Below are 21,728 nucleotides of genomic sequence, written 5' to 3'. Positions count from 1 at the left end.
TTCAGGTCGAAGAATTGAAGCAAGAACTAAGTACCTCTTATTTCCAAGAAAGCTGATGTCAGTCAGTCCGTTCGGCTAGTTGGAACTTCGGACAATTTGGACTTCAGGATTGCCGCCCCTCCCGCCAATGTGCCGGCAGACCCCACCACGGGACCCAAGGTTGCGTGTGGTGCTCGTGATGGTAGCCAAAGTGGAAGCAGGAGAGCAGCGACGCCAAATACCCGAACTCGTTCGAGCGCGCATTGTGTTCGTCGGCGAAACCGTTCTCCTCCTCGTGACGGTGGGGGCGGAAGGTGCCGAAATAGAACAGCTGCAGCGACGACAGGAGCGAGGGCAGCCCGTAGAACAGGACGACGTTCAGGACCGGGGCGCGGAAGACCAGGATGTAGGTTGCCACCACCGTGCACACGAAAAGGATGGAGCGACGTCCGAAATATCGTGTGAAGAAGGTGCGAAACCATGGCCAGAACCGATCGGGCTCATCGGCGTAGAAATCCGGGTCCTCGGCAGTGCCGGGCGCGTCATGGTGAGCCATATGCGCGCCGCGAATCTGGCGCCACGCGAAACCGGCATAAATCGTCAGGATAAAGGTGCCGATAAACGTGTTCAGTCTCGTCCAACCCGGCGCAAGCGAGCCATGCATGGCATCGTGCGCGACAATGAATAGGCCCACCGTCAACCAGCACTGCAAGGCGATGATGACCGGAACGAACGGGAGCGTGCTCCAGCCAAGATCGAGGAAGAAAACCGCTGCGATGTGGATCGTCATCCAGGCAACAAGCACGCAGCCTGCAAGCGACAGACCGATGGCCGCCTGAAACGGACGGAGCCGGGGCCTCTGCCCCAGCGCGCCTTGACGCAGGGCGAAGGCTTTGTGGCTGCTTGGGGCGACCTCACTCATCTCCATCTTTCCATTCTAGTTTGCGGGGTCAGTCGGCGGCATGCGGCGTATCGCCTCCCGACGCTCCGGACACCCCAACCGGAGAGATTGGGCAAGTCAGCCTGGTTTAAAGGGTTTGGGCCGATCGGGACTCATTTGGACGCACCATTGGACGCAGCATAGTCGAGAGGATCAACTCACGACATGAGGAGCGAGGAGCCGGGCCAGGTGATCTCGGCCAGGCGCGCCAAATGGGCTCTGGACCAGGTCGAAGGCGGCTCCATATCCTGCGCACAATGAAGCAAATCTCCCCCGATGCGAGCCAGGATCGTCTTCAGCCCTTCGCGACGCCAGAGCGGTCCGAAGCAGCGAAGCCGTCGCTTGTCGCCTGCGTGCTGCTGCTCGCCCTCGTCAATGGCGTCGCTGCAGGGTTCCTCTGGATGTTCGGGCGCCCGTTCCTGCCCCGGCTGGAGCCACTTCGGTTGTGGAGCGCCGGTTTCGAGGCAGGGGCGAACTCCCAGCATCTATCGGATCCCTATTCGTTCATGCACGGCGTCTTCGGCGCCGGGCTTTACATCTTCATCAACGGACTGAAGCCGGGCTGGTCGACCCGCGCCAAGCTGATGGTCGCGGTGATCGGGAGCGCCGTCTGGGAGATCGTCGAGAACACGCCTCCGGTGATCCGCCTGTTCAACGAGTCCGGCCAGCCTGGCGCCTATGCGGGCGACAGCATCGTCAACTCGATGAGCGATACCGGCTGCGTGATCCTCGGTTTCTTCGTCGCCCGCTTGATCGGCTGGCGCGCCACGCTGGTCCTGGCGATCCTGATTGAGGTGGTGCTGTCGCTGACGATAGGGGACGGCCTGTTGCTCGGGGCGCTGAAGGTCCTCGGTCTCGTCTGAAGTCGCGCCACCGAGGTCTGGCCTGCGAGGATAACGCGCAGTCTGCAAGGCTTGCCAGCCATCGGCTGATCCCCATATCCTCGGCAACCGAACGACGCGAACACGCCGCGCCCTTCAGAAGCGAAATCCGCAGAGCCGCCATGACATTCGAGATCCTCCTTTACGTCCTCATAGCGCTCGTCACCGTGGCGGCGATGGAGGGTTTTGCCTGGGCGATGCACCGATACGTCATGCACGGACGGAGCGGATGGTCCTGGCACAAGTCGCACCACGAGGAGACCGAGGGTCTGTTTGAAAAGAACGACCTCTATGCCGTGGTCTTCAGCGGTTTCGCGGTCGCCCTGTTCTTCGTCGGTCAGGCATTGTCGCCGGTGATCCTGGCGATCGCATGGGGCATCACGCTTTACGGCCTGCTCTACTTCATCGTGCACGATGGGCTCGTGCACCAGCGCTGGCCGTTCCGCTACGTTCCCCATCGGGGCTATGCCAAGCGGTTGGTCCAGGCTCACCGGCTCCACCACGCGGTGGAGGGGCGCGGGCACTGCGTATCCTTCGGCTTTCTCTACGCGCCGCCGATCGACAAGCTGAAACAGGAACTGCGCCGCTCGGGTGTCCTCGACCGCGAGCGCATCGAGCGTTCGGTGACGGCCCAGGGTTCGTCCCACGCCCCGGTGCGCTAAGCCCTGATATTGGCGTGTTTCGCAAATTCTACAGGGATGCCCAGCATCCCTCGACTGGATGGGCACACCCAGTCTGAAAAAGATGCTGCAGGTTCAATACGATAGAGCACCCTTCGTGCGCCCTTCGGGAAGCACGGCGCTTCAGGACGCTATCAGATGCAGCCCCGTACGATGGGACCCCTGGCGGTTGGCGCCGGGGCGGCGTCGGGTCGTCTGGTCGTCCTCAGTCTGGAACAGCATCAACTGCTGATTCAGCTCGTGCACTTCAGCGGCGAGGCTGTTGCTGGCTGCCGTCGATTCCTCGACCATGGCGGCATTCTGCTGCGTGCCATGGTTCAGCGTGCCGAGCGCGATGTTGATTTCCTGGAGGCCGACCGCCTGTTGGCGGGCCGACGAGACGATCGCGATGACGTGGGCATGGATCTCGGTGACCTCGCCGACGATCGCCTGCAGCGCTTCGCCGGTTCGCGACACCAGGTCGACGCCCGCACCAACCTGCCGACCCGACGTCGAGATCAGGCTCTTGATCTCCTTGGCAGCTTCCGCCGAACGCTGGGCGAGCCCGCGCACTTCCTGGGCGACGACCGCAAAGCCCCGGCCTGCCTCGCCGGCCCGTGCCGCCTCGACGCCGGCGTTCAACGCGAGGAGGTTGGTTTGAAATGCGATCTCGTCGATGACGCCGATGATCTTGCCGATTTCGTCGGAGGAATGCGCGATCTCGGCCATCGCCGCCGTCGCCTTCGCCACGATCTGTCCCGACAGTTCAGCGCCACCCTTGGTGCGCGACACGAGCTCGCCGGCCTCGTCGGCCCGCTTGCTGGAGGTGTTGACCGCCGCGGTGATCTCGGTCAGCGCCGCCGCGGTCTCCTCGAGAGCTGCGGCCTGCTGTTCGGTCCGCTGGGCGAGATCGTCTGCGGCGATGCGGATTTGATCGGCGCCGTTGCCGATCTCCAGCGCGTTGATGCCGACGGACCGGAGCGTGTCGCGCATGTGCTCGACGGAGGAGTTGAAGCTGACCCGCAGCGGCTCGAGAGAGGGGATGAACGGACTGTCCAGCCGCTGCACCAGATCCCCCTTCGCCAGCTTGTCGAGCGCTTCGCCGAGGCAGTTCACGATGCGCACGCGTTCGGAGACATCGGTCGCGAACTTCGTCACCTTCACCACCTTGCCGTCAAGGTCGAAGATCGGGTTGTAGGACGCCTGGATATAGACGGGCTGGCCATCCTTGCCGATGCGCTTGAACTCGTCGGCGATGAATTCGCCGTTCCGCAACCGCTCCCAAAAGACGGCGTAGGCGGGCGCGACGGCGACGGCGGGCTCGACGAAGATCCGATGATGACGGCCGATGACTTCCTCGAGCCGGTATCCCACCGTGACGAGGAAATTGGCATTGGCGTCGATGATTTCGCCAGTCGGCGTGAACTCGATCATCGCCTGCGCCCGTCCGATGGCGTCGATCTTAGCGGACTTCTCGATCTGTTCGAGCTTGGAGGCCGTGATGTCGTTGGCGAACTTGACGATCTTGTGCGGCTTGCGTCCCGGTCGGGCCACCGGATTGTAGTTGCCGCGGATGTAGACCTGCTTGCGGTTCCGGCCGTAGCGCAGAAACTCGCTGCACTCGAACTCACCGTCGCTGAGGCGCTTCCAGAAGGAGGTGTACTCCGGCGACGCCGCATAGCCCTGGTCGAGGAACAGCCGATGGTGCTGCCCGACGATGTCCGACAGCGAATAGTCCATCAACTCGCAGAAATTGGCGTTGGCGGTGAGGATGGTGCCATCCATCGAAAACTCGATCGTCGCCATCGATTTGTCGAGCGCAGCCAGCAGCAGTTCGGACTTGCTTGGGAAGAAGTGGGTCACGGTGGTCTCCGGGGCGACAACCAAAAGCCGGTATCGCTCGGCGGATCGTTAGGCGCTTAACTTCTAAGAGGGAGCTAAGATTTCCCGTCGAATTGCTCACTGTCTCGAATGACCATGAAAAAGCCTGAAAGCCCGCAATCACGGGGTGTAGACGAAGTTGACCTGCCCTTTTTGGACGGTCCGGAGAGGCCCGGCGACCTCTCGCTAGGGAAGCATGAGGCCGGCCACCGGACGGCGGCGGCCGACGACAGTTCGCTGAAAGCCGACCGACCGCTTCCATCCTTTTCAGCGACGGGACTACGGTCCAGACGCAACCCCGGAAGCGTTCTCTTGAGTGGATCCCGGAGCGTCACGGGATCGGGGAACAAGCCGTGGATCCTGGCGACGAAAGCCTGGTCCCTCGCGATCAGACACGGCTCTTGATGCGTCGCGGAAGTGCGACGACGGACCCAGCCAGGATCAGCGGCAAGGCCATCAAGAAGGCCCAGCCCGGAACTTCGGCAAAGAAGACGGCCCCCGCCCCTGCCGCCCAGAGGATCGAGAGATACTCGAAGGGTGCCAGAGCACCGGCTTCGGCATGCCGGAAGGACAGCGTCATCATGATGTGGGCAAAGCCTCCGGCAAGGCCGGCGCCGACCAGCAAGGCGGCCTGCGGCAGGCTGGGAACGACCCACCCCGCCGAAAGGGTCAACAAACCGCCGGCGGCTGATACGATCGCGAACCAGAAGGCGATCGCGCCCGCCTTCTCGCCCGCCAGCGTCAGCCGACGGACCTGGATCAACGCTCCCGCCGTCAGGAACGCCGTCACCAGGCCGAGGACGAACCCGAGCAGCGCGTCATCGGAGAACGTGCCCGACAGCGCCGGGAGGCAGAAGACAGCGCCGCCGCCGAGGCCCAGAGCGACACCGCCGATCCGCCTTCGGCTCAAGCCTTCGCCCAGCAGAGCCCAACCGAGAAGGGTCAGCATCACCGGCGCGAGGTAGGACAACAAGGTCGCCTCCGCCAGTGGAAGAAGGCGGATCGTGGCGAAGGACGTGAACATCGCGCAGGCACCGAGAAGCGCACGGGCGACGTGACCGAAAGGATGGCGCGTTGCCAGCCCGCGCGGGAAGTCGCCCGTCCAACTCAGAAACAGGACCAGGGGCAGCAAGGCCACCGCCGATCGGAAGAAGACCACCTGACCGAGCGGCACGGCATCGCCCAGCGCCTTGATGCAGACCCCCATCGCCGCGAAAGCCAGCGTGGATCCGATGCGCAGCACGATGCCGAGGGTCTCGCGGCTGATCGGGTGGCGAACCGCCCTGCGCGCTGCGCTCATTTGCTACCGAGGTCGACGAGAGCGCTGTCGAGCCTGACGCCCACGTCCACCGACGCCTCGGTGCAGCAACCGTCCGCTCCTCGCTGCCCACCCCGGTTCACGGCGCGATCAGTAAAATGGTTCTGGATGCAGATCGGCATTGGGTACGGCTCCGTCGGCAGCAGGTCGATGAGGGCACTACACCAATCCGGGCGTCACGCCGATGCCGAACCCACCCAGTCGAGGCAGATTGGTATGGTTCTAAAGTATACTGGTTGCCTCATATTATACGGCGGCGTAGATCACACCTACCCAAACCAACGTTTCCGGAGCTCACTGTGATCAAGTCCCTGCGGCACACCGCGACCCTCGCTGCGTTCATCCTGAGCCTTGCCGCACCGACGCTGGTAAGCGCGGAGCCGCGTACGTTCACCGACGTCGTCGGGCGCGAGGTCACTGCCGACCTGCCGGCCAAGCGGGTCGTCCTCGGCTTCTACTTCGAGGACTACATGGCGATCGGTGGAGAGAAGGCCTTCGACCATGTGGTGGGCCTTTCGCGCGAGGCCTGGGTCGGCAAGGTCCCCGCCAACTGGGCGATGCACCTGGCTCATCGCCCCTCGCTCGCAGAGATCCCGGACGTCGGGGAAATCGACGCGCAGACTTTCTCGGTCGAGAAGGTGCTCTCCCTCCAGCCGGATCTCGTGGTCCTGGCCGAGTGGCAGTACAAGGCGCTGGGGCTCGACGCCGAGCGCATCGTGAACGCCGGCATCCCCATCGCCGTCGTCGACTACAACGCGCAGACCGTGGAGCGCCACGTCGCGTCGACGCATGTCCTCGGCGCGGTCACGGGTGAGGAAGCGCGCGCGGACGAGATCGCGGACTTCTACGAAGGGGCGATCAAGGACGTCGCCGACCGGATCGCCAAGAGCGGCCAGCCGAAGCCGAAGGTCTACACCGAGTTCGGCAACAAGGGGCCTTCCGAGCCCTCCTTCACCTATGGCAAGAACATGTGGGGCGCGATCGCCACCGCGGCTGGCGGCGACAACATCGCCGCTCCCTTCGTGGAATGGTGGGGCGTCATCAATCCCGAGCAGGTCCTCGCCGCCAAGCCCGATGCGATCTTCATCTCGGGCCGCGAGAACAACAGCAATCCGACCGCCCTCTCGATGGGGCAAGGCGTCGGATCGGACGAGGCGCACGAGAAGCTCAAAGCCTTCGAGGGCCGCCCGGGCTGGGCCGAGCTTCCCGCCATTCGCGACGGCCGGCTCTACGGGGTCTACCAAGGCGCCTCGCGCACCCTGTCCGACTTCGCGATGGTGCAGTTCATCGCCAAGCAGCTTTACCCAGCCGCCTTCGGCGACGTCGATCCGGTGGCGAACTATCTCGCCTACTACGCGAAGTACCTGCCTGTGACACCGCAGGGCACCTTCGCGATCACCTTGCAGAACTGAAAGTCGTGAAAGGACAGCGCATCCCGCCGCCGGGCACGACGGACACTCCATGACACCCGCTTCGCCCCATGCCGATGCGATCGCCAGCCACCGCCGCCGGGAGCGACGCCGCTGGCGCGCCATTGCGATCTTCGCGCTGATCACCGCCGCGAGCTTCGTTCTGGACGTCGCAACCGGTCCGTCGCTCCTGCCCCCCGGCGAGGTGTTGCGATCGCTGACCCGGCTTGGCGAGCGTGCCGCCATGACCGACACGATCGTCTGGGATCTCCGCTTGCCCATGGCGCTCATGGCGATCAGCGTGGGGGCGGCGCTTGGTGCCGGCGGCGCCCAGATGCAGACCATCCTCGACAACCCGATGGCCAGTCCCTACACGCTCGGCATGGCCGCGGCCGCCGGCTTCGGCGCCGCGCTGGTGCTGGCTTTCGGCGGCTTCGGGCTCGACGCCATGTTCGCCGTGCCCATCGGCGCCTTCGTCTTCGCCATGCTGGCGGCCTTGTTCCTGTTCGCGCTCGCCTCGATGCGGCGGATCCGCGGCGACACGATCATCCTCGGTGGCATCGCCCTCCTCTTCCTGTTTCAGTCGCTGCTGTCGCTGGTGCAGTTCCTGTCCTCGCCGGAACTTTCGCAGCAGATCCTGTTCTGGCTGTTCGGCAGCCTGACCAAGGCGACATGGCCGACCTTCTGGCTGACCACGGGGGTGACCGCCGTCTGCGGCCTGCTCCTATGGCGCGACTCGTGGAAGCTCGCGGCCCTGCGCATGGGCGAGACACGGGCGACGAGCCTTGGCGTCGATGTCCGGCAACTGCGCATGAAGGTCCTGGTGATCGTCGCGATCATGACGGCGACGGCGACGAGCTTCGTCGGCGTGATCGGCTTCGTCGGTCTCGTCGCCCCGCACATTGCGCGGATGAGCGTCGGCGAGGACCAGCGCTTCCTCCTGCCCCTGTCCATGCTGTGCGGCGCCCTCCTCCTGTCGACCGCGTCGGTCCTGTCGAAGTCGATCGTGCCCGGCGCCCTCTTCCCGGTGGGCATCGTGACGGCCATCGTCGGCGTGCCGTTTCTCCTGTGGCTGATCTTCGCACCGCGCAGGGCCGGGCGATGATCCGGCTGGACGGGGTCGCAGTGTCGCGGGGCGGGCAGACGATCCTCGAAGATGTCAGCGCCACGCTGGAGCACGGTCTCGTCCACGCGGTGATCGGCCCGAACGGCGCGGGCAAGACGACCCTTCTGCGCGCACTGTTCGGCGAGCTCCCACTGTCGGCCGGCGCGGTCGAACTGAGCGACCACCGGATGGGCCCCGGACGCCAGACATCCGCCTTCCGCAAGACCTGGCGCGACACCTTGGCCTACATGCCGCAGGACAACAGTGCCGACCTTGCGATGACGGTCCTCGAGGTCGTGGTGCTGGGCCGTCTTGGACGGCTGCAATTCCACGTCGACGACGAGACCCTGAGAGCCGCAATGGCGCGTCTGGAAGCGACCGGGATTGGCCACCTCGCCGATCGTGAGATCGGTTCGCTCAGCGGTGGCCAGCGACAGATGGCGATGTTCGCGCAGGTTCTCATGCGCGACCCCCACGCAATGCTCCTCGACGAGCCGGTCAGTGCGCTCGACCTGAAGCATCAGATCGGGCTCCTCGACGTCGTCCGCGACGAGACGCGCGCCAAGGGGCGGGTGACCGTCGTGGTGTTGCACGATCTGAACCTTGCATGCCGATACGCCGACAACCTCCTGATCGTCGCCGGGGGAACACTGCGGGCGTCCGGCCCGCCGCAAAGCCTCGTCACCGCCGATCTGATCGCCTCCGTCTACGGCGTCGAGGTCGAGGTTCTCCGGGACAGCGTCGGCTCGCCCGTGGTGCAGCCGACGGGACGGTCCGTCACGTCGGCAATCCGTTCGCAAGGCACGCCGGACGGACTTTCAGGCCCCTGACCCCGCCCGGGGGGACCTGCTGCGGCGAGGCCTCTCGAGCATCGTGGCACTCTCAATCCCTGACCGGCCTAGAGACGCCCGGGTCATGGCTTGGGGATAGCGGGCGTGACGCCCGCCATCCCCCGCCGGTTCAGTCGCGATAGAAGCGACGATCATCCCTATCCCAGCGTCCGCCACGGCGGTCGCCACGGTCCCAGTCGGGACGGCGATCCCAGTGGCGGTCCCGGTAGGCGCGGCGTCCGTCCCAGCGGTCCCAGTTGCCGCGGTCGCGGTAGAACGACCGGTCGCGATAGTTGTCGTCCCAGTAGCGACCGAAGGAGTAGCCGACGATCGGCGCACCGATGCGGCCGACGACCTCGGGCCCGGTGTAGCGGCGCCCGACATCGACCACGGCGATATAGTTGGAGGACATCCAGCCGCGGAAGCCGCGGAACCCGACGTCGCACCAGGAACGGGTTTCGAGGCAGCCGAACACGCGGACATCCTCGCCGCTGCGAACGACGTCGACGGCGGGGTATTGGGTCGAGGGGCCCGCGCGGAGGTTGACGTTGGTGGTGGCGATGGCGGTTGCCGTGGCGGCCTGTGCGGCATTGAAGCCGAGGACCGCGCCTGCGACGGTCAGGACGGCGAGAAGGGTGGATTTCTTTCGCATGGAAGCGTCTCCGCAATTCGTTTCAGAGCGTGCTTTAAGCCATACCGAACCTGAACCGTTCCCGAACAAGGACCGTGCCGGCGTCCGCCCTCTACCCAGCCGCGGTACACGGCGTATCGAGGGCCCGGATCGACGCAATCGGCAGACTGGCGGCAAGCGCGGCGAAGGCCGCCATTCGCCGAGGGGTTTGCAGGAGCCTTAGGCCGGCAAGCGGCAAAGGCCTGCACCACTAGGGCAGCCCAGCGTCTTTCGGGAACGAAACGAACAAAGCATCCTTGGCTTGTCATACCCACGGCAACGCCGCCAAAACGGCTTCGACAAAATTCCCGCAAGCGGTTCGACGACGAGACCCCATGGCCCAAACCCGTATCGTCGCCATCGGCGACATCTCCCTGGCAGCCTGCGACTGCCCCGCAGATCCCGGCCAGGCCGGCATGCCGCTGCTGTTCGTGCACGGTGCCGTGCAGACGCGCCACATCTGGGATGCGCAAATCGAGGCTCTGGCGGGTTCTCGCCGGCTCGTGTCGTTCGACCTGCGCGGCCACGGCGAGACACCCCTCGGGTCTCGCCGCCTGTCCATCGAGCAGCTCGCCGCGGACGCCCTGGCGCTTCTGGACTCGCTCGGCATCGACCGGGCTGCAGTGTGCGGCATTTCGCTCGGCGGCATGGTCGCGCTCGAAATGGGTGCGCGGGCGCCCGAACGGATCTCCTCCCTCATCCTCGCCAATACCCCGACGTCCCTCTCGTCGACAGCGTGGCTGCGGGAGTTGATCGACTGGGCGGATCCGCAGGATCTCCTGCCCTTCGCATTCCGGCTCCTCGGTCAGAAGCGGACCGCCCGGATCGGCCTTGCGATCGCCTCGCGGATGGTCGGGCCCCATTGGGTCGGCACGACGGCCCGCCACCACTTCATCCGCGGTTTTGCGACCATGGCGCCGGGGGCCATCGTCGCCACCTACCGCGCCATCGTCGATGCGCGTCCGGTCGACCCCGGCGCTCTGCACTGTCCGATCCTGCTCATCAAGGGCGATGGCGACGCCCCCTCGATCAATGCCCAGATGGACCATCTGGCCAAGGAGTTGCGCCATGCCCGAGCCGAGACCATGGCGGCAGGACACGTGGCCTCCCTCGACGATCCCCGAGCGTTCAACCGTCTGCTGATCGATTTCCTGGACCGTCACGATCCGCCGGCAGTGATCGCGGGGGAGGAGAGCGTGGCCGGTTGCCCCCCGGCCCCATAGAGCGCCTAGCGTCCGGAGGGATGCATGGTTCATTCATCGAAAATTGTTCGATCCCGGTTTGCCGTAGCCATAGGTGGCGTATGTTTCCCGTACGGTGGCCATTTCGGCGTCCGTCAGAAGAACGGGATCCCCCAGGGATTTCGCCAGCTGATACTGCCGGGCCAGGTTCTCCAACTTCTCGGTACGGGAAAAGGCTGTCTTGAGGTCCGGGCCCAGCGCGATCATTCCATGATTGGCCATCAGGCATGCGTGGTAATTTTGGCCGATCGTCGCCGAGACGACGTCGGCGAGGGCCTGGGAGCCGAAGACCGCATAGGGTGCGCACGGTACTTCGTCGCCACCGAAACCCGCGACCATATAGTGGAACGACGGTATCGGTTTCCGGAGTGCGGAAAGCGCCACGCAGTAGACCGGATGGGCGTGCACTACGGCCTGGGCCTCAGGCCTCCGACGATAGAGCGAGGCATGCAGCGCCCACTCGGATGACGGCTTCAACGGGCCGAGGGACCCTCCCTCGAAGCTGACTGCCGCGATCTGCTCCTCCCGCATGTCGCAAGGCTCGACACCGGACGGGGTGATCAGCATTCCATCTCCGAAGCGGACGGAGATGTTGCCGGCCGTCGCATTCGACAGACCCCGGGTGATGCACTCGCGGCTGTATCGAACGAGATCGCGTCTCAGTTCCCCTTCGTTCACGTCGATTGCCTCCCTTCATGGCCGAACGCATCTATAGCGCGTACCAGCACGTCCGGCGTGCCGAGCTTGCCGGACTTCAGAAAGAAGCTGACGGGATCCGGCCCCTCCGCGACGCAGAAGCCGCCCCCCAGCGCTCCGCGCGGCATCGAGCGGACCTGCTGGATACCGAGGGCGCTGACGATCGAGCCGGACGTTTCGCCGCCGGAAACGACGAACTTGCGGATGCCTGCCGCGTGCAGGCGAACGGCGATGCCGGCGAGCAACGTCTCCGCCTTGCGAGCCGCCTCGATGCGGCCGAAACGGGCCTGCGCGTCCCGTATGCCGGATGCGTCGGTGCAGGTCGTGATCGCAAACGGCCGTTCGCCGATATGCAGCGCCGCGAAGGCCAGCGCCCGGTCGATTCGCTCGGCTTCGGATCGGTCGTCCAGCAGGTCGATGCGCAAGGCGGGATATTCGGATTCGAAACTGGCGAGCTGCGTCTCGGCCACGGGACCGACGCTTCCGACGAGAACCGCGACGGGCCCTTCCGCATGGCGGGGGAGAACAGCCCTGTCCCTCTGACCGCCGCAGCAGCGCAAGCCGAGAGCGATGACCAGCGCGTCGCTGGCGACGATCGCCCGTGCGCCGATGGCGAGTTCAACGCTGCAGTCGATGTCTCCTGCATCGACGCAGTCGCAGAGCACATGCCGGGTGCCGTTCGCGACGAGGTTCTGGAGCACCAGCCGGGCCGATGCCGGTCCCTTCGCCAACGCTTCGTGCGGGATCAGGCCGACGGGGGTGCGTGTCTGCAAGGAGAGGAAGCGCACGAGATTGGGATCGGGCATCGGCGTCACGGGATCGAAGCGCTTGATCGACTCGTTCACCAGGCTGCCGCGAACGAACATATGGCCCTGGAACACCGTGGTGCCGAACTCGGGAAAGCCCGCACTGATCAGCACGGGATTCTGGTCGTATCGATCCGCCATCAGGTCGGCGACGGGACCGATATTGCCTTCCGGCGTCGAATCGAAGGTAGCGCAGGCCTTGTAGGCCACCGTCGAGCAGCCGAGGGCGTCCATGGCATCAAGCGCCGCCGAGACTTCTGCCAATGCGGCCTGCGGAGGCGAGAGGCGCATGCGTCCTGCGATGACGAGGATCGATGCGCCCGTCCGGTCCTCTTCGGCCGCGCGCGCGTCGAAGTAGACCGGACACTCGATCCCGGCCAGTTCAAAGAAGCTGGCGACCAAGAGGCCCCCGGTGAAATCGTCGGAAACGATGCCGTAGATTGGTTTCATCGACATGACGGCGCGGATGCGCTCTCCCTCCTCGTGTGATCCGGGGCCCGGCAGCTAGCCGATGTCGGGCTTTGCATCCGGGTTTGCTGTGCCGGCAAGCGAGACCCGGCAGGCGCCGACTTCCGCCCGTCCGGCCGGGACGGTCCTGCGCCAGCGCGGCGACAGGATCAGCGCGACGCCGCCGAGCGCGAGGAGCGATCCGACCGCCATCTTCAGGTCGACATGGTCGCCGGTAAAGGCGACGCCGAGCGCCACCGTCATCACCGGCATCATCAAGGTGAGCGGCGCAATCACGCTGGCATCGTAGTTCTGCAGCAGCCGGTAATAGCCGGTATGGGCGATGATGGTGACGATCATCGCCGAGAACACCACTGCCGCGACCAGCGGCCGGCCGCCGGCCATGAGATGGCCAAGCGGCGCCGGTTCGGTCGCCGCCGACAACAGCGCCAGGGGCGCGATCGAGATGAGGCTGACCCAGGCCTGCAACCGCAACGGCGCGATACGCGGCATCTGTTTCATCAGGATCGAGCCGAGTGACAGCGCCAGTGCGGCGGCGAGGACGAAACTGGCGCCGAGCGAGGGCGTCAGCCCGCCCGGCGTCCACATCACCGTCACCACGCCGATGAAGGCGACGGTGACGCCCAGCACGCGCTGCGCCGGCATCCGTTCGCCAAGCACCAGCACCGACAGGATCGCTGTGCACGGAATGCCGAACTGCACGACGATCGCCGCCGTCGATGGCGAGGCGTGCTGGAGGCCGAGGAAGAGCAGCCCGAAATGCCCTGCCCCCATCAACAGGCCGACGATCACCATGCGACCAAAGGGTCTCGGGATCGGCCGGAGGTAGCGATGCAGGAGCACCGCGACCAGCACGAAGCGCAGCAGCGCATAGAGCAAAGGCGGCGTGCCGAGGTCGGCGATGACGATGCGCCCGATGACGACATTGACGGCCCAGATGAAGCAGATCCCGACGAGACGGGCGAAATCGGAAGTCGGCATGGGGCCACATAAAGAGATTGCACTGCGGCTTATGATATATCATATTTTCGCTGACCTCTAGCACCGGACGGCACCATGACGATCAATGTTCGCGAGACGAAGGATTCCCAGCTGCGCCGGCGCGCCGAGGCCGTCATCCCCGGCGGCATGTACGGCCACCTCAACGTCAAGGGCCTTCCGGACGGCTATCCGCAGTACTTCGTCGCCGGCGAAGGCTGCCGCGTGACCGACGTCGACGGCCGCAGCTATCTCGACTTCATGTGCAGCTGGGGGCCGAACATCCTCGGCCATCGCCATTCGGAGGTCGAGGAAGCCGTGCAGAAGCAGCTGGCGATGGGCGACTGCCTGAACGGCCCGACGCCGCATCTGGTCGAACTCGCCGAGCGGTTCGTGGCGCTGCTGCCGCATGCCGACTGGGCAATGTTCCAGAAGAACGGAACCGACGCCACCACCACCTGCGTGACGCTCGCCCGGGCCCGCACGCAGCGCCGCAAGGTGCTGGTCGCCAAGGGCGCCTATCACGGCGCGGTGCCGTGGTGCTCGCCGTCGCTCATCGGCGTCACCGCCGAGGACCGCGCCCATATCGAGACCTATGTCTTCAACGATATCGAGAGCCTGGAAGCCGCGGCGAAGAAGGCCTCCGGCGATCTTGCGGCGATCGTCGTCTCACCCTTCAAGCATGACTTCGGCATCGAGCAGGAACTGCCGACGCCCGAGTTCGCCGCCAGGGTCCGCGCGCTCTGCGACGCCGGCGACGCCGCGCTGATCCTCGACGAGGTGCGCTGCGGCTTCCGCCTGTCGATGAGCGGCAGCTGGAGCCAGTATGGCGTCGAGCCGGACCTCTGCTCGTGGAGCAAGGCGATTGCCAACGGCTATCCGCTCGCCGCCGTGACCGGCAACGACAAGTACCGCGCGGCCGCTTCGCAGATCTTCGTCACCGGCTCGTTCTGGTGCGGCGGCGCGGCGATGGCTGCAGCGGTCGCGACGCTGACCGTGCTGGAGCGCGAGAACGCGCCGGACGAGATGCGCCGCGTCGGCCAGAAGTTCCGCGACGGGATCGCCGCGCAGGCCGCCCGGCATGGCGTGGCGCTGGTCAACAGCGGCCCTCCGCAGATGCCGCTGATCCTTTTCGACGGCGACGTCGACTATGCCAAGGGCGCCCGCTTCACCCAGGAGACGCTGGCCCGCGGCGTGTACCTTCACTACAAGCACAACATGTTCCTCAGCCTCGCGCATACCGATACCGATATCGACGAGGCGCTTCAGGCGACGGACGAAGCCTTCGCTGTGATCGCTCGCGAGTTCGCCTGATAGCGGTCCTGGCAGCGATGGCGTAAGGGCAGATGCCACCGCCGGAAGCCGCCTTCGCGCATCGGCTCCGCGAAGGCGTCGCCGGGAGGAATGAAATGTCTCATGCGGAAATGATCGCTCTCGAGCCGGTTGGCAGTCCCAGCCTCAGCGATCAGATCTTCCATCAGCTGCGCGATCAGCTGATGAGCGGTCAGCTACTGCCGCACCAGCGGCTGCGCATCCGCGACCTGGCGACCAGCCTCGGCACCAGCGAGACACCGGTGCGCGAGGCGGTGTTCCAGCTGGTCCGCGACGGCGCGCTGGAGCTGAAGGCGCGGCACTACATCCGCGTGCGCGGCCTGACCTTGCCGGAATACCTGGAAAACCGCGACATCCGGCTGCTCCTGGAACCGATGGCCGGCGAACGGGCGCTGGCGCACATCACCGCCTCCGAGATCGAGCGGCTCGCCGCGATCCACCGCCAGCTGATCGAGGCCGAACAGACCGGCGCCTGGCGGGAGGCGATCACCGCCAACTACGCCTTCCACATCGGCCTGTACCGTCACTCGCAGCTGCCGCACCTGATCGAGGTGCTGGAGCGCCTGTGGCTGCGCCTCGGGCCGATGCTCAACCATCTCTATCCGCACGGACATCCCCGCTATGACGGCCGGCACCAGCACGAAAACATTCTCGACGCTCTGCGCCGGCAGGATCGGGCTGACCTTGCCGCCTCCATCCGCGAGGACATGCTCGAGGGGGGACGTGGCTTCCTCAGCCGGCTCGAAGCGCTGACGAAGGACGGGAGACTGACGCCGAGCGGCGTCTGAGGCGGCCACCTTTGCATGAAAATTATGCAAAAGCGGCGCGACGCATTTAAGCGGCAGAAACCGAGTTGACATCCTTGTGTTCAGCCGTTTGATATATCCTGTATCAGCCCAACGGAGTGTGCCGCGATGACGACCCGAAGCTCGATCAAATCCCGCATTGCCAGCCTCATGCTGGGCGCCTCCCTTCTGGCAGCGCCGCTGTCCATCGCACAGGCCGCCGACGACGCGCTGGTCGTCGCCCGCAACATGGACGTCAACTCGCTCGATCCGGCCCGCGGCTTCTGCGACACCTGCCAGATCTACCTCTCGGCGGTCTACGAGACGCTGGTGACGCTGGGCGACAACAACAAGACGCTTGTCCCGAAGCTCGCCACCAGCTGGAAGGCCAATGCCGACCAGACCGAATTCACCTTCAACCTCGCCCCCGCCGCCGTCTTTGCCGACGGCGCGCCGGTGACCTCGGCCGACGTCGCGTTCTCGATGATGCGGCTGAAGAATATCAAGGGCGACCCGTCCTTCCTGATGGACTCGGTCACCGCGATCGAGACGCCCGACGACAAGACCGTGGTGTTCAAGACGAAGGAGCCGAATTCGGAATTCCTCGGCATCCTCGCCGCCTCCTATGCCGGCATCGTCAACAAGAAGCTGGCCGAGGCGAATGGCGCCAGCGCCGCCGACGACGCGGCCACGGCCGACACATCGGACGCCTGGTTCTTCGCCCATTCCGCGGGCAGCGGCCCCTACATGCTGGAATCCTACACCGCCGACGCCGAACTGCGCTTTGCCGCCAACCCGAACTACTGGGGCAAGAAGCCGGCGATCGCCGAGGTGATCATGAAGCAGACGGCCGACGCCGTGGCGCAGGCGCAGATGCTGGAATCGGGCGCCGCCGACATCGCCATGCAGATCGACCCGGACACCGCCGCCTCGCTCAGCAATCCCGACGTGGTGCTCGACACCGTGCCGTCCTTCAACTTCCTCTATGTCGCGCTCAGCCCCGGCGCCAAGGGCAACACCACCCCGCTGACCAAGCCGATCCGCGAGGCGATCGCGCTCGCCATCGACTATGACGCGATGATCGACTTCACCGTCGGCGGCAAGGGCAAGCTGCAGCCGGTCGCCATCCCCAACGGCTTTCCCGGCACCAGCGACCTGCCGATGCCGAAGGAGGACCTCGATAAGGCGAAGGCCCTGATGGCGGAAGCCGGCGTGCCCGACGGCTTCACCATCGAGGCACACTATCCGGCCGTCAACGCCTATGGCGTCGACATCTCGCTGATGATGCAGAAGGTGCAGCAGGATCTCGCCCGCATCGGCGTGACGATCAACCTGACGCCCACCACCTTCGCCGTCTGGCGTGAGGAAGTCGCCGGCGACGGCATCCCGATGACCGCCGTCTACTATGCTCCGGACTATTTCGGCTCAGCCCAGTACGTGCAGTATTTCTCGATGATCGAGGGCAATGCCTGGGCGAAGCGCGCCGGCGCGGGCAAGGTCGAGGGCGTCGCCAACCTCAAGGAAGCCGAGCTGTTCAAGCAGGCGATGGCCGCCTCGGGCGACGCGATGGACGCCGCCTACAAAGCGATCGCGCTGGAGATGATCAACGAGAAGATCATCCTTCCGCTGGTCAGCCCCGACCTGGTTCTGGCGGCGCGCAAGGGCGTCAAGGGCGTGCGCTACAGCGCCTGCTGCAACCTCGCGCTCGACCAGTTGAGCCGCGAGTAGCCGCAGCCGGCACGGGAGCCCATCGCCGGATCATTCGGCAGATAACCGACACATGAGGGGTCCGCGGCCACCGCCGGGCCCTGGGCGGGAAACAGAATGTCGAGAACCATCCTGCGCCGCCTGCTGATGATGCCGCTGCTTGTCTTCGGCATCATCACCGTGGCTTTCCTGCTGTCGCAGTTCACCAAGGGTGACCCGCTCGCCTCGATCATCGGCGAGCGGCAGATGAACAACCCGGTCATCGTCGCCGCCGCCAAGGTGAAATGGGGCCTCGACCGCACCTTGCCCGAGCGCTACGCGATCTATGTTGGCAACCTCGCGCGCGGCGACATGGGCACCTCGTTCCGCACCAAGCAGCCGGTCGCGAGCGATCTCGCCCAGCGCCTGCCGGCAACGCTCGAACTCGTCATCGCCGCGGTGATCGTCGGCGCCGTCTCCGGCATCTTCCTCGGCGTGCTCGCCGCCAAATACCGCGACACCGTGGTCGATTCGCTGATCCGGGTGTTCGCGCTGATGGGTTCGTCCGTGCCGATGTTCTGGCTGGGCCTCCTGGTGCTCTTCGTCTTCTCGGTGAAGCTCGGCGTGCTGCCTGGCCCCGGCCGGCTCGACACCCGCACCGCCGCGCCGGCATTCGTCACCGGCTTCTTCACGATCGACACGCTGATCGCCGGTGATTTCGCGAAATTTCGCGAGGTGCTGTCGCATCTCATCCTGCCGGCGCTGGTGCTCGGCTGGACGGTGACCGGCATCGTCGCCCGCCTGGTGCGCGCTGCCATGCTCGACGTGATGGCCCAGGATTTCGTCCTCGCCGCCCGCGCCAAGGGCGCCAGCGAATGGCGGGTGCTGCTCAACCACGGCCTGCGCAACGCGCTGATCCCGACGCTGACCATCCTCGGCTTCACCTTCGCCTATCTCATCACCGGCGCGGTGCTGACCGAGACGATCTTCGCCTGGCCGGGCATCGGCTCCTATGCGGTGGATGCCGCCCGCTCGCTCGACCACCCGGCGATCGTCGGCGTCACCATCGTCGGCGGCCTGTCCTTCCTCATCGCCAATCTCGTCACCGACGTCGCCTATGCCGCCGCGGATCCCCGCGTCCGCGTGGGAGGCGGACGATGACCGTATTGCCCGCCCTCCCCGTCGTCTCTGCGGCGCCGGTGCGCCGCCGCCGGCTTCTGCCGCGCTGGATCAGCGCACCGGTGCTGGTCGGCCTGATCGTCGTCGCCGCCTGGATCATCGTCGCCGTGACGATCGACCTCTGGTCGCCCTACAATCCGGTGACGCTTGCCGGCAAGCGGCTGCAGATGCCGAGCTGGCAGCACTGGCTCGGCACGGATTCGCTCGGCCGCGACGTGCTGATCCGCACCCTCTACGGCGCCCGCTTCTCGTTGCCGATCGCGCTCTCGGTGCTGACCGTCGCGGTGGCCATCGGCTGTGCGCTGGGCGCGATCGCCGGCTTTGTCGGCGGCGTCGTCGACGGGGCGATCATGCGGCTTGCCGACATCACCTTGTCCTTCCCGCCGATGCTGCTCGCCATGGCGATCGCCGCCTCCCTCGGCCCTGGTCTCGTCAATGCCGGGCTGGCGATGGTGATCGTCTGGTGGCCGGTCTATGCGCGGCTGATGCGGGCGCAGGTGATCACCGTGCGCTCGCTCGACCATGTCGAGGCGGCCGTCGCCACCGGCGTCTCCTCCCGCCGGGTTCTGCTGAAACACATCGTGCCGCTGTGCTGGAGCCCGATCCTCGTCAACGCGACGATCGACGTCGGCCAGGTGATCCTCTTGATCGCCGGTCTCAGCTTCATCGGCCTCGGCGCCAAACCACCGACGCCGGAATGGGGGCAGATGATCTCCGAGGGCGCGGCGAGCTTCTACAGCTGGTGGATCGCCACCGGGCCGGGGCTCGCCATCCTGTCGCTGTCGCTCGCCTTCTCTTTCATCGGCGACGGCATCCGCGACCTTCTCGATCCCCGGACCATGCAGTCATGAGCGCGCCCCTGCTTCTCAGCGTCCGCGGCCTGCAGATCTCGCTGCGCCAGCGTGATCGCGACGTGCTGGCGGTCGGCAATGTCGACCTCGAGGTCGACCGCGGCGAAATCCTCGGCCTCGTCGGCGAATCCGGATCGGGCAAGAGCCTGTCCATGCTGGCGGTGCTCGGCCTGCTGCCGAAGAGCGCCGCCGTCAGCGGCTCGGTGCGACTGGACGGCGAGGAATTGCTGGGCCGCCCCGAGCGGGAGCTTCGAAAGATCCGCGGCAAGCGCATCGGCATGATCTTCCAGGACCCGATGACGGCACTCGATCCGGTGATGACCGTCGGCGCGCAGCTGATCGAGGGCATCCGTATCCACGAGCCGCAGCTGTCCCGCCGAGCGGCACGGCTCCGCGCGATCGACCTGCTCGGCCAGGTGGCCATCGCCTCGCCCGAACAGCGGATCGACCAGTATCCGCACGAATTCTCCGGCGGCATGCGCCAGCGGGTGGTGATCGCCATGGCCATCGCCAACGATCCGGAGCTGCTGATCGCCGACGAGCCGACGACCGCCCTCGACGTCACCATCCAGGCGCAGATCGTCGAGCTGCTCGACAAGCTCCGACGCGAGCGCAATCTCGGCCTGGTGCTGATCACCCACGATCTCGGCCTCGTCGCCGGCCTCGCCGACCGGGTGACCATTCTCTACTCCGGTAAGATCGTCGAGCGCGGGCCGGTGCTCGACGTCTTCGCCGAGGCGCGGCATCCCTATACCCGCGGGCTCCTGCGGGCGATGCCCTCTTCCGACGACACGCTGGAACGGCTGGTGGCGATCGAGGGCACGCCGCCCTCGCCTGCCGACCGGCCCAGCGGCTGCGCCTTCCACCCCCGCTGCCCCGCCGCCTTCTCGCTCTGCGCCAAGGAGGAGCCGAGCTTCCGCTGGTTCGGCCCCAGCATGGCCGCCTGCCATCGCGCGGGCGAGCTCGACGCGCCGACATCGATGGAGGACATCCATGCTGGCTGATGCGCGCGATCTCACCGACATGGCGCCCGGCACCGCCGAGCCCGTCCTGTCGGTTCGCCACCTCACGGTCGAGTTCCCGATCCGCAAAGGCCTGATCATCGAGCGGCAGGTCGGCGCCGTCCAGGCGGTATCGGACGTCTCCTTCGACCTCATGCGCGGCGAGACGCTCGGCCTCGTCGGCGAGTCCGGCTGCGGCAAGTCCACCCTTGCCCGCAGCATCATCCGCCTCGTCGCGCCGACCGCCGGCGAAATCCTGTTCGGCGGCGAGGATCTCGCCAAGTTGTCGCCGGCCGAGATGCGACCGCACCGGCGCCGGCTGCAGATTGTCTTCCAGAACCCCTATGCGTCGCTGCACCCGCGGATGACCGCCGGCGAGATCATCGCCGAGTCGCTGCGTGGTCTCGGCCTCGGTGCCCAGGCGGAAAAGCTGCGCGTCACCGAGGCGATGCGGCGCGTCGGCCTCCTGCCCGAGCACTACGATCGCTACCCCTTCGCCTTCTCCGGCGGTCAGCGTCAGCGGATCGGCATTGCCCGCGCTCTGGTGCTGGGGCCGGACGTGATCATCCTCGACGAGCCGGTCTCGGCGCTCGACGTGTCGATCCAGGCCGGGGTGCTCAACCTCCTGAAGGACCTGCAGGAGGAGCTCGGCCTCTCCTACCTGTTCATCGCCCACAACCTCTCCGTCGTCCGGCACATCTCGACGCGGGTCGCGGTGATGTATCTCGGCAAGATCGTCGAGATGGCGCGGCGCGACGATCTCTACGCCCGGCCGATGCATCCCTATACGGCGGCGTTGCTCTCGGCGGCCCCGCTCGGCGATCCGGTGCGTGAACGCCAGCGCAGCCGCATCGTGCTCAAAGGCGACGTGCCGAGCCCGGCCAACCCTCCCTCCGGTTGCCGCTTCCGCACCCGCTGTCCGAAAGCGCAAGCGCTCTGCGCGACAGCGGAGCCACCGCTCGCCGAACTGTCGTCCGACCATCTGGTCGCCTGCCACTTTCCGATGATCGCTTCGAGCTGAGACGGGCTGCGC

The 21,728-nt window shown here is 66.1% G+C and carries 20 protein-coding genes; 13 read left to right on the top strand and 7 right to left on the bottom strand.

Features of this window, described 5'->3' with window-relative positions; all coding sequences use genetic code 11:
* Positions 1–103: 103 nt before the first annotated feature.
* Positions 104–901 (bottom strand): fatty acid desaturase, encoded by a 798-nt coding sequence (locus ACZL02_RS19510; protein ID WP_472940554.1) that lies wholly within the window; start codon positions 899–901, stop codon positions 104–106.
* 275 nt (positions 902–1,176) lie between these two features.
* On the opposite strand from ACZL02_RS19510, the gene ACZL02_RS19505 reads away from it, so the two are divergent.
* Both ACZL02_RS19505 and ACZL02_RS19500 read left to right on the top strand, forming a co-directional pair.
* Positions 1,177–1,782, top strand: a complete 606-nt coding sequence (locus tag ACZL02_RS19505; protein WP_472940553.1) for a DUF2585 family protein — start codon at positions 1,177–1,179, stop codon at positions 1,780–1,782.
* A 140-nt stretch (positions 1,783–1,922) separates the two neighbouring features.
* Entirely contained in the window at positions 1,923–2,462 is a 540-nt protein-coding gene (locus ACZL02_RS19500) for a sterol desaturase family protein (protein WP_472940552.1), read from the top strand.
* A 141-nt stretch (positions 2,463–2,603) separates the two neighbouring features.
* Here the strand turns inward: ACZL02_RS19500 and ACZL02_RS19495 are convergent, their stop codons facing one another.
* Together ACZL02_RS19495 and ACZL02_RS19490 are read right to left on the bottom strand one after the other, a co-directional pair.
* Positions 2,604–4,322: a methyl-accepting chemotaxis protein gene (locus tag ACZL02_RS19495; RefSeq protein ID WP_472940551.1), complete on the bottom strand. Its 1,719-nt coding sequence runs from the start codon at positions 4,320–4,322 to the stop codon at positions 2,604–2,606.
* Between the two features lie 406 nt (positions 4,323–4,728).
* Positions 4,729–5,640 carry a DMT family transporter gene (locus ACZL02_RS19490; protein ID WP_472940550.1) on the bottom strand — a complete coding sequence of 304 codons (912 nt, stop codon included), beginning with the start codon at positions 5,638–5,640 and terminating at the stop codon, positions 4,729–4,731.
* Positions 5,641–5,957: 317 nt separating this feature from the next.
* Between ACZL02_RS19490 and ACZL02_RS19485 the strand changes: the two genes are divergently transcribed.
* From ACZL02_RS19485 to ACZL02_RS19475, 3 genes are read left to right on the top strand one after another with little or no spacing between them, the layout of a single operon-like run.
* A complete protein-coding gene (locus ACZL02_RS19485) occupies positions 5,958–7,070 on the top strand; it encodes an ABC transporter substrate-binding protein (protein ID WP_472940549.1) in 1,113 nt (370 codons plus the stop codon).
* Between the two features lie 49 nt (positions 7,071–7,119).
* Positions 7,120–8,172, top strand: a complete 1,053-nt coding sequence (locus tag ACZL02_RS19480; protein WP_472940548.1) for a FecCD family ABC transporter permease — start codon at positions 7,120–7,122, stop codon at positions 8,170–8,172.
* Positions 8,169–9,002, top strand: a complete 834-nt coding sequence (locus tag ACZL02_RS19475; protein WP_472940547.1) for an ABC transporter ATP-binding protein — start codon at positions 8,169–8,171, stop codon at positions 9,000–9,002. Before ACZL02_RS19480 ends, ACZL02_RS19475 begins: the two co-directional genes overlap by 4 nt.
* A 130-nt stretch (positions 9,003–9,132) precedes the next feature.
* On the opposite strand, the gene ACZL02_RS19470 is transcribed toward ACZL02_RS19475, so the two are convergent.
* A complete protein-coding gene (locus tag ACZL02_RS19470) occupies positions 9,133–9,654 on the bottom strand; it encodes an SH3 domain-containing protein (RefSeq protein WP_472940546.1) in 522 nt (173 codons plus the stop codon).
* Positions 9,655–10,007: 353 nt separating this feature from the next.
* On the opposite strand from ACZL02_RS19470, the gene ACZL02_RS19465 reads away from it, so the two are divergent.
* The gene (locus ACZL02_RS19465; protein ID WP_472940545.1) at positions 10,008–10,895 is read left to right on the top strand and encodes an alpha/beta fold hydrolase; all 888 of its coding nucleotides are present in this window, start codon (positions 10,008–10,010) and stop codon (positions 10,893–10,895) included.
* A gap of 33 nt (positions 10,896–10,928) precedes the next feature.
* On the opposite strand, the gene ACZL02_RS19460 is transcribed toward ACZL02_RS19465, so the two are convergent.
* Genes ACZL02_RS19460 through ACZL02_RS19450 form a run of 3 tightly spaced genes read right to left on the bottom strand, consistent with a single transcriptional unit; the run spans position 10,929 to position 13,864 of the window.
* Positions 10,929–11,591, bottom strand: a complete 663-nt coding sequence (locus tag ACZL02_RS19460; protein WP_472940544.1) for a class II aldolase/adducin family protein — start codon at positions 11,589–11,591, stop codon at positions 10,929–10,931.
* On the bottom strand, positions 11,588–12,871 hold the full coding sequence (locus ACZL02_RS19455; protein ID WP_472940543.1) for a four-carbon acid sugar kinase family protein: 1,284 nt from the start codon (positions 12,869–12,871) through the stop codon (positions 11,588–11,590). The genes ACZL02_RS19460 and ACZL02_RS19455 overlap by 4 nt, the downstream gene beginning before the upstream one ends.
* Positions 12,872–12,919: 48 nt before the next feature.
* Positions 12,920–13,864, bottom strand: a complete 945-nt coding sequence (locus ACZL02_RS19450) for a DMT family transporter (RefSeq protein WP_472940542.1) — start codon at positions 13,862–13,864, stop codon at positions 12,920–12,922.
* A 75-nt stretch (positions 13,865–13,939) separates the two neighbouring features.
* Here ACZL02_RS19450 and ACZL02_RS19445 point away from each other — a divergent pair, with 75 nt between their 5' ends.
* From ACZL02_RS19445 to ACZL02_RS19415, 7 genes are all read left to right on the top strand, one after another.
* Positions 13,940–15,175 (top strand): aminotransferase class III-fold pyridoxal phosphate-dependent enzyme, encoded by a 1,236-nt coding sequence (locus ACZL02_RS19445; RefSeq protein ID WP_472940541.1) that lies wholly within the window; start codon positions 13,940–13,942, stop codon positions 15,173–15,175.
* 95 nt (positions 15,176–15,270) lie between these two features.
* Positions 15,271–15,981, top strand: a complete 711-nt coding sequence (locus ACZL02_RS19440; RefSeq protein ID WP_472940540.1) for a GntR family transcriptional regulator — start codon at positions 15,271–15,273, stop codon at positions 15,979–15,981.
* A 168-nt stretch (positions 15,982–16,149) separates the two neighbouring features.
* The gene (locus tag ACZL02_RS19435) at positions 16,150–17,706 is read left to right on the top strand and encodes an ABC transporter substrate-binding protein (protein WP_472940582.1); all 1,557 of its coding nucleotides are present in this window, start codon (positions 16,150–16,152) and stop codon (positions 17,704–17,706) included.
* A 96-nt stretch (positions 17,707–17,802) separates the two neighbouring features.
* Entirely contained in the window at positions 17,803–18,825 is a 1,023-nt protein-coding gene (locus ACZL02_RS19430) for an ABC transporter permease (protein ID WP_472940539.1), read from the top strand.
* Positions 18,822–19,694 (top strand): ABC transporter permease, encoded by an 873-nt coding sequence (locus tag ACZL02_RS19425; RefSeq protein WP_472940538.1) that lies wholly within the window; start codon positions 18,822–18,824, stop codon positions 19,692–19,694. Before ACZL02_RS19430 ends, ACZL02_RS19425 begins: the two co-directional genes overlap by 4 nt.
* Positions 19,691–20,698, top strand: a complete 1,008-nt coding sequence (locus ACZL02_RS19420; protein ID WP_472940537.1) for an ABC transporter ATP-binding protein — start codon at positions 19,691–19,693, stop codon at positions 20,696–20,698. Before ACZL02_RS19425 ends, ACZL02_RS19420 begins: the two co-directional genes overlap by 4 nt.
* Before the next feature lie 19 nt (positions 20,699–20,717).
* Positions 20,718–21,716, top strand: coding sequence for an ABC transporter ATP-binding protein (locus ACZL02_RS19415; protein ID WP_472940581.1), 999 nt, complete (start codon positions 20,718–20,720; stop codon positions 21,714–21,716).
* Positions 21,717–21,728: the final 12 nt, after the last annotated feature.

It is taken from the genome of Mesocryomonas fontinalis, from assembly GCF_055730125.2.
The sequence above is the reverse complement of the archived record's forward strand: the minus strand, read 5'-3'. Positions and strand labels throughout refer to the sequence as shown.

Bases quoted from the DNA above. Each gene is read 5' to 3' on its own strand.
- ACZL02_RS19500 (WP_472940552.1), top strand. From the start codon at position 1,923: ATGACATTCGAGATCCTCCTTTACGTCCTCATAGCGCTCGTCACCGTG.
- ACZL02_RS19450 (WP_472940542.1), bottom strand. From the start codon at position 13,864: ATGCCGACTTCCGATTTCGCCCGTCTCGTCGGGATCTGCTTCATCTGG.
- ACZL02_RS19455 (WP_472940543.1), bottom strand. From the start codon at position 12,871: ATGTCGATGAAACCAATCTACGGCATCGTTTCCGACGATTTCACCGGG.
- ACZL02_RS19475 (WP_472940547.1), top strand. From the start codon at position 8,169: ATGATCCGGCTGGACGGGGTCGCAGTGTCGCGGGGCGGGCAGACGATC.
- ACZL02_RS19480 (WP_472940548.1), top strand. From the start codon at position 7,120: ATGACACCCGCTTCGCCCCATGCCGATGCGATCGCCAGCCACCGCCGC.
- ACZL02_RS19505 (WP_472940553.1), top strand. From the start codon at position 1,177: ATGAAGCAAATCTCCCCCGATGCGAGCCAGGATCGTCTTCAGCCCTTC.
- ACZL02_RS19425 (WP_472940538.1), top strand. From the start codon at position 18,822: ATGACCGTATTGCCCGCCCTCCCCGTCGTCTCTGCGGCGCCGGTGCGC.
- ACZL02_RS19445 (WP_472940541.1), top strand. From the start codon at position 13,940: ATGACGATCAATGTTCGCGAGACGAAGGATTCCCAGCTGCGCCGGCGC.
- ACZL02_RS19510 (WP_472940554.1), bottom strand. From the start codon at position 901: ATGAGTGAGGTCGCCCCAAGCAGCCACAAAGCCTTCGCCCTGCGTCAA.
- ACZL02_RS19420 (WP_472940537.1), top strand. From the start codon at position 19,691: ATGAGCGCGCCCCTGCTTCTCAGCGTCCGCGGCCTGCAGATCTCGCTG.
- ACZL02_RS19430 (WP_472940539.1), top strand. From the start codon at position 17,803: ATGTCGAGAACCATCCTGCGCCGCCTGCTGATGATGCCGCTGCTTGTC.
- ACZL02_RS19440 (WP_472940540.1), top strand. From the start codon at position 15,271: ATGTCTCATGCGGAAATGATCGCTCTCGAGCCGGTTGGCAGTCCCAGC.
- ACZL02_RS19435 (WP_472940582.1), top strand. From the start codon at position 16,150: ATGCTGGGCGCCTCCCTTCTGGCAGCGCCGCTGTCCATCGCACAGGCC.
- ACZL02_RS19465 (WP_472940545.1), top strand. From the start codon at position 10,008: ATGGCCCAAACCCGTATCGTCGCCATCGGCGACATCTCCCTGGCAGCC.
- ACZL02_RS19415 (WP_472940581.1), top strand. From the start codon at position 20,718: ATGGCGCCCGGCACCGCCGAGCCCGTCCTGTCGGTTCGCCACCTCACG.
- ACZL02_RS19470 (WP_472940546.1), bottom strand. From the start codon at position 9,654: ATGCGAAAGAAATCCACCCTTCTCGCCGTCCTGACCGTCGCAGGCGCG.
- ACZL02_RS19490 (WP_472940550.1), bottom strand. From the start codon at position 5,640: ATGAGCGCAGCGCGCAGGGCGGTTCGCCACCCGATCAGCCGCGAGACC.